Consider the following 12,664-nt stretch of genomic DNA (forward strand, 5'->3'; position numbering starts at 1 on the left):
GCCATTGTGTTCATTGTTTATTATTCCAATCAACTCGAAAAACAAAAAGAAATCCTTTCTTCCTTATTCAAATCGTTACCGCCAGAAGATCCTTTTCAGCAAGATATTATCTTGGTGCAAAGCCCGGGTATGGCACAATGGCTGCAAATTGAATTAGCGAAAGAAACAGGCATTTCAGCGAACCTCAAATTTCCTATGCCCGCAAGTTTTATTTGGCAACTTTATGCTCAAAATTTACCCGCAACAGCATTGGAAAACCCTTTTGATAAAGATTCAATGACATGGCGTTTAATGCGCTTAATCCCGACTTTTCTCGAGAAAGAAAGTTTTTCACCTTTACGCAATTATTTAGCATCATCACCTCACTCTGAACAATACAAACTTTATCAACTCAGCAGCAAAATTGCTGATTTATTTGACCAATATTTGGTTTATCGACCTGAATGGATTTTTGCTTGGGAAAAAGGCGAAGATGAACAAATCACCGCTCAAATACAAAAACAGCAACCTAACCTCAACAATACGTTGTTTGAGCAAATTCAAGGCAATACAAAATGGCAAGGTGAGTTATGGCGTGCATTGGTTGTCGATGTTAAATCAGATGTTGGTGATACCACACATCGAGCGGTTTTGCATAATCAGTTCTTAGCCTTGCTTGCCGATAAAAAAGCACCGAAAAAATTATCTTCACGCATATTTATTTTTGGTATTCCTGCGCTTCCAACTGCTTATCTCAATATTTTGCAAGCCATGTCATCAGAAGTGGATATTCATTTATTTTTTAATAATCCATGCCAAGAGTATTGGGGAGATATTAGCGATTTATGCCTCGATTATTTGCGTTCTCGCAAGCGTTATCAATTCAATAAACAAGGTGAAAATCAACCGCTCTTTTCTGAGGATCAGCTTTCTCAACTAGAAAACGCTCAGTTTGATGTCACTTATCAAAAAGAAAACCTTCAAGTAGGCAATCCATTACTGGCGGCCTGGGGAAAAATGGGGCGAGATTTTCTCTATACCTTAGTGCGAGATGAAGAACATATTCCAACTTATCCCGTTAATGCTTATCAAGAAATTAAATCGAATAGTTTACTTGGACAATTGCAATCTCAAATTCTACATTTAGAAAATAAACCGCTAAATATCGCAAAAAATGACCGCACTTTAACCCTACATTCTTGCCACAGCGCTATGCGGGAAGTGGAAGTATTGCACGATTATTTACTGGATTTATTCAATCAGGATCCTAACCTTACGCCAAAAGATGTGGTTGTTATGGTGGCAGATATAAACCAATACACACCTTATATTCAGGCAGTTTTCGGGCAAAAAAATGGAGATGCCCCACAAATTCCATTTTCACTTTCAGATAATAAACTTTCAGAAAGCGATGTGTTGGTCTCAAGTTACTTAACTTTATTGCGCTTAAAAGAAAGCAATTTTAGTGCAGAGAATGTCTTAGCGTTGTTGGATATTCCTGCGATGCGAGAACGATTTAATATTTCTCTTGCTGATTTACCATTAGTGAGAGAATGGGTAGCGGATTCAGGGATTCGTTTCGGTTTGCAAAAAAATCAAGATGGCATCAATTTCAATTCTTGGCAGGCTGGATTAGAACGAATGATTTTAGGCTATGCAATGCGTGAAGAACACGGCATTTGGCAAGATAGTCTGGGCTTAAACAGCAGTTATGGCTTAAAGGGTGAACTTGCTGGAAATTTATCTCACTTTTTCACCGCACTTTCCGCGCTGCATGAAACGCTGCAACAAGCGCATTCTATTGAAAAATGGCAGGAAATTTTAACCGCACTTTTATCAGATTTCTTCGTTCAAAATGAAGACACAAGCGACACGGTTTTCTATATTCAAGAGAAAATTAATGAATTCGCTGAGCATCTAAAATCTCTCCATTTTGCTGAAGAATTACAAGCAGATGTGATTGCCGATGTCATCACAATGAAATTGGAAGATGCGCCAAATAGCCTAAAATTCCTTGCAGGAAAAGTAAACTTCTGCACCTTATTACCAATGCGTTCAGTGCCATTCAAGGTAGTTTGTTTACTTGGAATGAATGATGCGGATTACCCTAGAACACAAACACCAAACAGTTTTGATTTAATGCAATATCACCATCAAAAAGGCGACCGTGTTCGCCGTGATGATGATCGCTATTTGTTCTTAGAAGCCTTATTGGCAGCACGTGATTATTGCTATATCAGCTATGTTGGCCGTTCCATCACAGATAATCAACCGAAAGAACCTTCTGTATTAGTAAACCAACTCGTGGATTATATTAATCAAGGGCAAAGCGAAAATACCCTTACGGTGATTGAGCATCCAATGACAGCATTTAGCCCGGATAATTTCAAATATAACGAGAAATTCACCCGCTCTTTTGCGACAAAATGGTTGCCAATAGCACAATTTGACGCGAGTTCCAACAATTCAGAATTTGCCGTCCCTATGACTGAAAACCCAGAAAAAATCGAAGAAATTGAACTGGATCGTTTAGTCAGCTTTGTTGAAAACCCAGTGAAATTTTTCTTTGAAAAACAACTCGGTGTCTATTTCCGTGATGAAGATGCTCGTATTGCCGACAGTGAGAACTTTACCTTAAGTGGATTAGATAATTACGCGCTCAATAATGACTTAATCTATCTTGATGAACAAAATTTTGCTGATTATTTTAGACAAGCAGAAGTAAAAGGCGTGTTACCTCGAGCCGAATTTGGAAAAGTTTATGCTGAAAATATTCGAGACAATGTTTTGGAATTTAAAAAGAAAATAGCAGATATTGGCGAAGCCAAACATGCTTCCGTCGATTTCAATCTCTCCGTAGATTGGCACAATGAAAATCAAGAAATTCGCCTATTTGGTTATATGGAGCCTTTATTTGGCGATGATTCACAGGTGATTCAGTGGCATTTTGCGAAATACAAAGATCGCTATTGTATCCGTCCTTGGATTTATTATTTGATTCAATGTGTCACACAAGAAAATGCGATACCACCAAAATTAATTACGCAAGATCAAGTTATCGAATTACCGCCTATTGAGCGTGAAGCCGCTCTCGCTCAATTAAAAATTTACGTAAAAGATTATTTACAAAGCCAAATAGAAATTCAATTGGTGCCAACCATAAGAAATATTAATCATTTTATTGTGGACGATGAAAGTGCGGTAGATTTTGACAACATTTCTACAAAACTTCAGGAACTGGGCGAAGACAGCTACGGCGCTCAAGCAGATCCATATTGGTCACGCATATTGGCGCAGACCTCAAGATTTGAACAAACTGAAAATATTGAAAAATTATTAAAACAAACAAAAGATTGGTTTGGCTTATTATTCGTATAAAAGAAGACAAGAAAAGCATAAAGCTAATCGTCAAAGAACCGATTTTTTGCTAAGATAACCGCCCTTTTTACGGAGAATTGTCTATGCGCTGTCCATTTTGTTTTACAGAAGAAACCAAGGTAATTGATAGCCGTTTGGTATCGGATGGCTATCAAGTTCGCCGCCGTCGTGAGTGCGGTAATTGTCATGAGCGTTTTACTACCTTTGAAACAGCCGAATTAATCGTACCCAAAATTATTAAAACTGACGGCACTCGAGAACCGTTCAATGAAGATAAATTACGCAGTGGTATTCAGCACGCCTTAGAAAAACGCCCTGTAAGTGCGGACGATGTTGAACAAGCAATTAACCATATAATTTTTCAATTACGTGCGACGGGTGAACGTGAAGTACCAAGTAAACTGGTTGGAAAACTCGCGATGAATGAGTTAAAAAAACTCGATAAAGTGGCTTATATTCGTTTTGCATCGGTCTATTTGAGTTTTGATAATATTAATCAATTCACTAAAGAAATTGAGAACTTAAAGGATTAACCATGAGCAAATTTTCCGCACAAGATCACAAATTTATGCAACGTGCCTTGGATTTAGCCACCAAAGGCCAATATACCACCATGCCTAACCCATCGGTGGGATGCGTATTGGTAAAAAATGATGAAATTGTGGGGGACGGCTTTCATTTTAAAGCGGGACAACCTCATGCTGAACGTGTTGCCTTAGCTCAAGCTGGTGAAAATGCCAAAGGAGCAACCGCTTACGTCACCTTAGAGCCCTGCTCTCATTATGGTCGCACACCGCCTTGTGCATTAGGATTAATCGAGGCTGGCGTAGTGAAAGTCATTGCTGCTATGCAAGACCCAAATCCCCAAGTAGCAGGGAAAGGCTTGAAAATGTTGTCTGATGCCGGCATCGAAAGTGCGGTGAATTTATTAAACGATCAAGCGGAAAAAATAAATAAAGGCTTTTTGAAACGAATGCGTCAAGGTATGCCTTTTGTTCAACTTAAACTTGCAATGAGTTTAGATGGACGAACAGCAATGGCAAGTGGAGAAAGTAAATGGATTACGGGTACTGATGCTCGTTCGGACGTACAAAAAATGCGAGCAAAATCATCCGCACTTTTATCTACTTCTGCGACAGTACTTGCAGATGATCCAAGCCTGAACGTACGCTGGGATGAATTTCCTGAAAATCTAAAAACAGAATATAAAAAAGAAGATCTTCGCCAGCCTGTGCGAGTTATTTTAGATTCACAACATCGCATTCAGCCGACTCATAAACTTTTTTTAACTCATTCTCCCGTTTGGTTAGTTTCTAATGAACAGCGAAATTTAGCAGGCTTTCCTGATTTCTGCGAACAAATTATTCTTCCAAAAGAAAATTTACTAAAAGAATTAATGCAAGAACTGGGAAAACGCCAAATAAATACCCTTTGGGTAGAAGCTGGAGCCAATTTAGCGGGCAGTTTAATTGATGCGAAATTAGTGGATGAATTGATTATTTACATTGCGCCAAAATTACTTGGCGACAATGCTCGTGGTCTATGCCAATTACCGAATTTAACTCAACTTGCCGATGCACCATTATGGCAACTCAATGAATTAGAACAAATCGGTGACGATATAAAATTAACTTACACACCGAAAGGAATATAAATGCTTAAAAAACTTTTCCATTCTGCACTTTGGGGCTTGGCGGCTGCGGGCGTGATTTTGTTTGCGGTTCCAAGACTGAATAACAGCAATATCTTCACTTCAGACGATATTGTATCGTTCAAAAATGCGGTGCGTATTGCCTCACCTGCGGTAGTGAATGTTTATAACCGTTCTTTTTCTTCCGCCAGCATTAATGATAATGATCAGCTACAAGTGAATAACTTAGGTTCTGGCGTGATTATGAGTAAAGATGGCTATATTTTGACGAATAAACACGTTATCCAAAATGCGGATCAAATTGTAGTTGCGTTACAAAATGGAAATATTTTTGAGGCCAGTCTTGTTGGTTCAGATAATCTCACCGATCTCGCTGTTCTCAAAATTCGTGCAAATAATCTTTCAACTATTCCACAAAACTCAGATCGTCAAGCTCATGTTGGTGATGTGGTATTAGCAATCGGTAATCCCTACAACTTAGGACAAAGCGTATCCCAAGGTATTATTAGCGCTGTGGGACGTAATGCGGTAGGTGATTCTGTTGGCAGACAAAACTTCATTCAAACAGACGCCTCAATTAACCGTGGCAACTCAGGAGGCGCATTAATTAATTCTGCCGGGGAATTGGTTGGAATCAGCACCCTTAGTATTGGGAAAACCGCTAATGAAATCGCAGAAGGACTAAATTTTGCCATTCCAATGGATATTGCAAATGACGTTTTACAGAAAATTATACGAGATGGGCGTGTTATCCGAGGATACTTTGGCGTACAAAGCGACATTAGTTCAAGTAGTGAAGAAGGCATAGTCATCACTGGAGTAAGCCCGAATAGCCCAGCAGCAAAAGCAGGCATTCAATTAGGTGATGTCATTTTGAAATTAAATAATCAAGAAGGCATTTCAGCCCGAGAAATGATGCAAATTATTGCAAATACAAAACCTAATTCAAAAGTTCTCGTCACCATTCTACGATTAGGCAAAATCTTACAACTTCCTGTTGTCATTGAAGAATTTCCAGTAAATTAATAAAAAAGTAGCGTTCTTAATCATAGAACTGACCTCTATTTTTAACTCTTTCTCTTTTTAATAGGAAGAAGAACGAGAAGATCTAATTAAACTATAAAAATTAAGAGCTGACGTAGACTAGTACACTTGCTAATCTACGTCAGACTCCTGTTTTATTTTAAGAAAAATTGTCCTTTGGCTAATTTGTAAATGGTCATCAATACGAGTAAGCCAATCATAAGGTTAGAGAATACAAAGGCAAAAATTGAGATACCTTGTAATACGTCGCCGTGAAAAAAGGCAATTGAGCTATTTGCCATAGACGCTAATCCGAATGAGAATCCCCATAATCCAATATTCAAGCCTTTTTCCATAATCCAAGGTAATAACCGTAATAAGAAAAAGAGTTGTAGAAAGCCATATCCCCAAAGAATTTTGACGAATGTATCAATTTCCCCTTTATTTAGAGATAAATATGCCGCAGCCCCTACAAACGCTGGAGCAAGAATGATTCCCATCGTAGCTCGAAATGGTGGTTCAAGTGATGAAATTCGTAGGTGTTGAAGCAATACGGGTTCAAAAATGATCCATGCTATTAGACCTGCACCAAAAAATAAATACCCTAAATCGTGATAGCCAAGTAAGGCAAGAGAGCTTGCACTCGTGAAGTTGGCTGCAACAGCAGGTAAATAAAAAGGTGGGCGAGTAGATTTTTGTTCAAATACACCACCTTGCCATAGCTCACTAATGCGTAAGGACGAGAAAAGTAATTGACCAATAGTGCCAAGCCAAATCATTACTTCCGCAAGCCATGGAGTCCAGCGATAAGTAATATCGCCTATAAGCATTGTGGTGATAGGAATGAGTGCAATGAAAGAAAAACGTACTGGGCAATGATATTCTGAGCGAACTTCATCACTATAATAACGAAGTTTATAGGCGTACATTAGAATAAATAGAATCCAAATTGCACTTGCTATGATCCCGATTACATCACTTATAGTGCGAGCTACTGGAAAGTGATTTTCTAAGTGCAACCAAGCTAGAGATAATGCTGCCAGTCCAAGAGGAATACCGAAATAGCCCGTAGGAAGCGGGAATGTTTTTGTTGAATTCATAACATAGTCCTTGTATTAATAAATTTCCTATTATATTACTTCGTATCTTAAGTAATCACTTTGCTTAGAATCTCAAATTATTGTATTTTTGATTAAATAAGTATTATTTAAATGATACTGGTTTACCGAATATTCGTCTTTTAATTCGCCCCAATTCATTGATCACTTTTTCTAATGGGGTTGTTTTGGGTTGATTAGCATGAACGGTTTCTCTACCATCTTGTAAGCTACTCTTAAATTTACTTTCACCATTTATAATTAAATCTTGGATACAGACAGCGGGATAGAGTTGCATAACTTTATATTCTCTTTGGTCTAAGAGTTTATCAAAAATAAGCGTGTCTATTGCTAGAACAAGTTGTCTATTTTGGATTTTATTCAATAAATATCGAGCACCTTTGGCTGTGATGGTATAGCCGCCCATACCAGTATGTTTATACTTTAATTGAAATATATTTCGTTGACATTTTATTTTATACATACTGCCGAGCATAATTTTACCGTACAAGGTTTCTAGTTTAAGAATATCGGTATCTTTGGGGATGTAATCGATTTCAAGTAATTCTTTTGCATTTTCTCCCAAATAAATATCATCTTCAAAAATATTAATATAATCTAAATTATTTTCTAAAACGAAATTCCATAAAACGATATGGCTTAGTGCACAGGCTATCTCACCGTCACACAAAGTTGCTTTTGATGAACGATCAAAGGTGATATTGAATTTTTTAGCTGTTTCTTCAATAAGTTCAGGCGTGATAGCATCAAAAAATTCGAAAGGAATATTCTGCTTACCGAATTCTTCGGTGATATGTTTTCGGCGTTTTTGTTCAGTAGTTAAACTAATGACATAATTGTGCTGTGCTGTGCTGTGCTGTGCTGTGCTGTGCTGTGCTGTGCATAAAAGTTACCCAAATAAATAAAATGTGGAATGGTATAAGATAAAAAGTGCGGTGAAAAATCATAGAAATTTTCACCGCACTTCTTCATTTTAAATATTATGTGCTAAACGATACTCAACCAAATCTTCGATGGTAAGCACAGAATAACCAAATTTTTTCGCAAACTCTACAATCTCAGGGGCGCGAGCCATTGTGCCGTCGTCATTCGTGATTTCACAAATCACACCTGCATGTTTAAATCCTGCTAAACGAGCTAAATCAACGGAAGCCTCAGTGTGTCCGCGACGGGTAAGTACGCCACCATTTGCTGCACGAAGTGGGAAGACATGGCCTGGACGATGTAAGTCTGTTGGAACTGCATTATCAGCAATCGCAGTTTTAATGGTTGTGACTCGATCTGCGGCAGATACGCCTGTAGAAACACCTTTCGCGGCTTCAATCGTCACAGTAAAAGCTGTTTTGTTTACGCTATTATTGTGTTCTACCATTGGCGGTAAATTGAGTTGTTGGCAACGTTCATCGGTAATACATAAACAAACAATGCCACTTCCATAACGAATTAATTTTGCCATTTGTTCTGGCGTGATTGTTTCTGCTGGGAAAATTAAATCGCCTTCATTTTCACGATCTTCATCATCTAAAACTAATACGCCAGTTCCATTTTTGAAGGCATTAATTGCGTTAAGTACCCGTTCTTCAGCGGTATTGCCGAATGGAGATAAAATTGACTGATTCATAGTAATTTCCTAATTTGAGATTTCAATTAAATACCAGAATCAGGGCTGAGAAATGCAAATAAAATGAACGATTTGGGAACCCAACTCGTTTTACTCTCTTTCATCCAGACTTTACTGTCGGCTTTGGAATTTCACCAAATCTGCTGACTTTAAAAGTAAAAATCAGGACAATTTAGCAGGGAAAATTTGCCAAAAATTGACTGCACTTTTAAACGCTCGTGGGCTTTACCACCGGTAGGGAATTTCACCCTGCCCTGAGAATGCACGCTAAGTATAGCGCAAAATACCTAGGCACTAAATCAGAACGTGAAAAATATTTTCATTTAGCCTACAATAACCGCACTCAATTCTTACGCTATCAAGAGCGGATTATGTCAAAAGCAAAAGAGAAAAAAGTCGGTGTAATTTTCGGAAAATTTTATCCCGTACACACAGGCCATATAAATATGATTTATGAAGCGTTCAGTAAAGTCGATGAACTGCACGTTATCGTGTGTAGTGATACGGAGCGCGATTTGAAATTGTTTTACGATAGTAAAATGAAACGTATGCCAACCGTGCAAGATCGTTTGCGTTGGATGCAGCAAATTTTCAAATATCAAAAAAATCAGATTTTTATTCATCATTTGGTTGAAGACGGTATTCCAAGTTATCCAAACGGCTGGCAATCTTGGAGTGAAGCAGTTAAAACGCTATTTAATGAAAAGCATTTTGAACCTTCAATCGTATTTAGTAGCGAACCTCAAGATAAAGCTCCTTACGAGAAATACTTAGGTTTAGAAGTTTCGTTAGTCGATCCTGACCGCACTTTCTTTAATGTGTCCGCCACAAAAATTCGTACCACACCATTCCAATATTGGAAATTTATTCCAAAAGAAGTTCGCCCTTTCTTTGCCAAAACGGTGGCAATTTTAGGTGGCGAAAGCAGTGGTAAAAGCGTTCTGGTGAATAAATTAGCTGCTGTATTTAATACCACTTCTGCCTGGGAATATGGACGTGAATTTGTATTTGAAAAGCTAGGTGGTAATGAGCAGGCGATGCAATATTCAGACTATCCACAAATGGCTCTTGGTCATCAACGATATATTGATTATGCGGTGCGCCATGCACATAAAATTGCATTTATTGATACGGATTTCATCACCACGCAAGCGTTCTGCATTCAGTATGAAGGAAAAGCCCATCCATTTTTAGACTCGATGATTAAAGAATATCCCTTCGATGTCACTATTTTGCTTAAAAATAATACTGAATGGGTGGATGATGGCTTGCGCAGCTTGGGCTCACAAAAACAACGCCAACAATTTCAACAACTACTCAAAAAACTGTTAGATAAATATAAAGTCCCTTATATAGAGATTGAATCGCCAAGTTATCTTGATCGCTATAACCAAGTTAAAGCAGTCATTGAGAAAGTGTTAAATGAAGAAGAAATCAGCGAATTGCAAAATAGTCCATTTGTTATAAAAGGAAAACATCAATGATCTTATTTGCCGGTGATCCACACGGAAGCTACGATCATATTTACCCTTTTGTGAGAGAACAGGAGAATGTCTCACTCATAATTTTAGGCGATTTACAGCTCACGACAACAGATGAGTTGGATAAACTTGCGCAACATTGTGATATTTGGTTTATTCATGGAAATCATGATAGCAAAACAATTAGTGCTTTTGATGCGATTTGGGGTTCTGAATGGCAATCACGGAATTTACACAATCGCGTAGTTGATATTCAAGGCACTCGCATTGCTGGGTTAGGCGGTGTATTCCGCGGGCAAATTTGGATGCCGCCAAATCGCCCCATGTTTTTTGATCCTATTCATTATTGCCAATATAGTCCACAAGAGAAAATCTGGCGAGGCGGTGTGCCTTTGCGTCATCGCACGTCAATTTTTCCATCAGATATTGAAATCTTAGAAAACAAACAAGCGGATGTGTTGATTTGTCACGAAGCCCCTAAACCACATCCTATGGGTTTCCAAGTAATTAATGATTTGGCAATGAAGATGGGGGTTAAGCAAGTATTCCACGGACATCATCACGAAAACTTTACTTATCGAACAAAGTATCCCTACAAAATCACGAATGTAGGTTTCCGTAGTCTTGCTGACGCTGAAGGAAATTATTTGCTACAAACGATCGACGATCGTGAAAAATAAATCTATTCCAAAACAAAAGCCGATTCAAATGAATCGGCTTTTTTACATTCAAAGTGCGGTATTATTCCGCATTGTTTTTCGATTTAATAATGGCGTAAACCACACCTGTTGATAAAGCACCAATCACTATTGCGCCAAGATATTTCAATGGCTCAGATACAAATGGAATGACAAATAATCCGCCGTGTGGAGCTTGTAATGTAATATTTAATCCCATTGAAATCGCACCAGCCACGGCACCACCAATCACAGAGCTAATAATGACTCGAATTGGATCTGCTGCCACAAATGGTAATGCACCTTCAGAAATAAAACATAAACCAAGAACAAATGATGCTTTCCCCGCATCGCGTTGGCTAACGGTGAATTTATTACGAGCAATCCAAGTCGCAACAGTCATACCAATTGGTGGAACCATACCCGCGGCCATTGCCGCAGCCATTGGCGTATAAACTTGGGATGCAATCAATCCAACAGAAAAGGTGTATGCTGCTTTATTTACCGGCCCGCCCATATCGATACACATCATTGCGCCGATAATTGCGCCTAACACAATCGCATTCACTTCTCCCATTGAAGTAAGCCAATTACTTAGCTCTTTCATAATTTCAGCTACTGGTGGATTAATGAGGTAAATCATCGTCAAACCAACAATCATTGAACCTAAGAGCGGTAAAATTAAAATCGGTTTTAATGAAGTCAGGCTTGCTGGCAATCGAATAATCACATTCAGCCCTTTCACCACATAGCCCGCTAAGAAACCAGCAATAATACCGCCAAGAATCCCTGCACCCGCTTCACTTGCCAGCATCCCCGCAATCAAACCAACTGCAAGTCCTGGACGATCCGCGATAGAAAATGCAACGTAACCGGCAAACACGGCAATCATTAACTTAAACGCCACGCCACTACCGATATTCATCAACATATTTGGAAGATCCTGTAAAACTCCTGTATTTTCAATTACATTAAAACTGAACATAAAGGAAATCGCGATCAATAACCCACCCGCAACCACTAACGGTAACATATGAGAAACGCCCGTCATTAAGTGTTTGTACACACCTTTTTTCTCACGACTTTCTTCTTTCGCTCCCGCATTATTTCCACCATCAAAAATTTTAGCTTCTTTAAATGCTTGATCAAATTCTTGCTCGGTTTTCTTCAAGGCTAATCCTGTTGAAGTGCGGTACATTGGCTTACCTTTAAATTTATCTAAAGGCACATCAATATCTGCTGCAACAAATACCAAATCAGCCGCCGCGACTTCTTCTGCAGTAATTTCATTGCCCACCCCAACTTGACCACGGGTTTCAACTTTTACATTCCAACCTTGTTTTTTCGCATAGGCTTCAATCGCTTCGGCTGACATAAACGTATGTGCAACCCCAGTTGGACAAGCAGTTACCGCAACAATATTTTTTACACTAGAAACACCTGTAAAACTCGCCGCACTTTTCGGTGCAACATAATCTGCTCCATTGGCTAAGGCATTTGCCAGCGTGACTTCAGGTGAAATCATGGCGATAGCTTCGCCGATAATAAAAACTTTTTTACCGACTAAAGCGGGGTTATTTGGTAATACAGAACCAAATACGAGAACAAGATCTGCTTCGGCTGGTGTTTCTACAATAGAAACATTCGCTTTTTGCGCAGCCGCTCGAAAAACTTCATGTAATAAATAGGCTTTCGCATCGCCTACATTATCTGATTGGGTTAAAAATAACTTCATA

At 38.7% G+C, this 12,664-nt stretch carries 10 protein-coding genes, 1 pseudogene and 1 riboswitch; of the genes and pseudogenes, 6 read left to right on the top strand and 5 right to left on the bottom strand.

Annotated features, from left to right (window positions below; genetic code table 11):
- Positions 1-6: 6 nt before the first annotated feature.
- From recC to degS, 4 genes are all read left to right on the top strand, one after another.
- Positions 7-3,357 carry an exodeoxyribonuclease V subunit gamma gene (recC, locus tag FE813_RS04005; protein WP_139989513.1) on the top strand — a complete coding sequence of 1,117 codons (3,351 nt, stop codon included), beginning with the start codon at positions 7-9 and terminating at the stop codon, positions 3,355-3,357.
- Between the two features lie 83 nt (positions 3,358-3,440).
- Entirely contained in the window at positions 3,441-3,890 is a 450-nt protein-coding gene (nrdR, locus tag FE813_RS04010; protein WP_139989514.1) for a transcriptional regulator NrdR, read from the top strand.
- A 2-nt stretch (positions 3,891-3,892) separates the two neighbouring features.
- Positions 3,893-5,011 carry a bifunctional diaminohydroxyphosphoribosylaminopyrimidine deaminase/5-amino-6-(5-phosphoribosylamino)uracil reductase RibD gene (gene ribD / locus FE813_RS04015; RefSeq protein WP_139989515.1) on the top strand — a complete coding sequence of 373 codons (1,119 nt, stop codon included), beginning with the start codon at positions 3,893-3,895 and terminating at the stop codon, positions 5,009-5,011.
- Entirely contained in the window at positions 5,012-6,034 is a 1,023-nt protein-coding gene (gene degS, locus FE813_RS04020; protein WP_009499846.1) for an outer membrane-stress sensor serine endopeptidase DegS, read from the top strand. It abuts the gene before it with no gap.
- A gap of 152 nt (positions 6,035-6,186) precedes the next feature.
- On the opposite strand, the gene tehA is transcribed toward degS, so the two are convergent.
- The 4 genes from tehA to ribB all read right to left on the bottom strand — a co-directional run bounded on the left by tehA (position 6,187) and on the right by ribB (position 8,770).
- Positions 6,187-7,131, bottom strand: coding sequence for a dicarboxylate transporter/tellurite-resistance protein TehA (gene tehA, locus FE813_RS04025; RefSeq protein ID WP_048952955.1), 945 nt, complete (start codon positions 7,129-7,131; stop codon positions 6,187-6,189).
- A gap of 103 nt (positions 7,132-7,234) precedes the next feature.
- Complete coding sequence (locus tag FE813_RS04030) at positions 7,235-7,978, bottom strand: glycosyltransferase family 25 protein (protein ID WP_139989516.1); 744 nt, start codon at positions 7,976-7,978, stop codon at positions 7,235-7,237.
- Positions 7,969-8,121, bottom strand: coding sequence for a hypothetical protein (locus FE813_RS10475; RefSeq protein WP_180978679.1), 153 nt, complete (start codon positions 8,119-8,121; stop codon positions 7,969-7,971). Before FE813_RS10475 ends, FE813_RS04030 begins: the two co-directional genes overlap by 10 nt.
- Before the next feature lies 1 nt (position 8,122).
- Entirely contained in the window at positions 8,123-8,770 is a 648-nt protein-coding gene (gene ribB, locus FE813_RS04035; RefSeq protein WP_139989517.1) for a 3,4-dihydroxy-2-butanone-4-phosphate synthase, read from the bottom strand.
- An 88-nt stretch (positions 8,771-8,858) separates the two neighbouring features.
- Positions 8,859-9,036: riboswitch (FMN riboswitch) on the bottom strand.
- On the opposite strand from ribB, the pseudogene nadR reads away from it, so the two are divergent.
- Positions 9,013-10,254: pseudogene (gene nadR, locus FE813_RS04040) on the top strand (multifunctional transcriptional regulator/nicotinamide-nucleotide adenylyltransferase/ribosylnicotinamide kinase NadR); the annotation flags it as partial. Its footprint overlaps the riboswitch before it by 24 nt.
- Positions 10,251-10,931 (top strand): metallophosphoesterase family protein, encoded by a 681-nt coding sequence (locus FE813_RS04045; protein ID WP_139989519.1) that lies wholly within the window; start codon positions 10,251-10,253, stop codon positions 10,929-10,931. The pseudogene nadR and the gene FE813_RS04045, both read left to right, overlap by 4 nt.
- Positions 10,932-10,992: 61 nt before the next feature.
- On the opposite strand, the gene FE813_RS04050 is transcribed toward FE813_RS04045, so the two are convergent.
- Positions 10,993-12,663, bottom strand: a complete 1,671-nt coding sequence (locus tag FE813_RS04050; RefSeq protein WP_139989520.1) for a fructose-specific PTS transporter subunit EIIC — start codon at positions 12,661-12,663, stop codon at positions 10,993-10,995.
- Position 12,664: the final 1 nt, after the last annotated feature.

Origin of the sequence: Haemophilus seminalis (assembly GCF_006384255.1) — a bacterium.
Classification (GTDB): domain Bacteria; phylum Pseudomonadota; class Gammaproteobacteria; order Enterobacterales; family Pasteurellaceae; genus Haemophilus; species Haemophilus seminalis.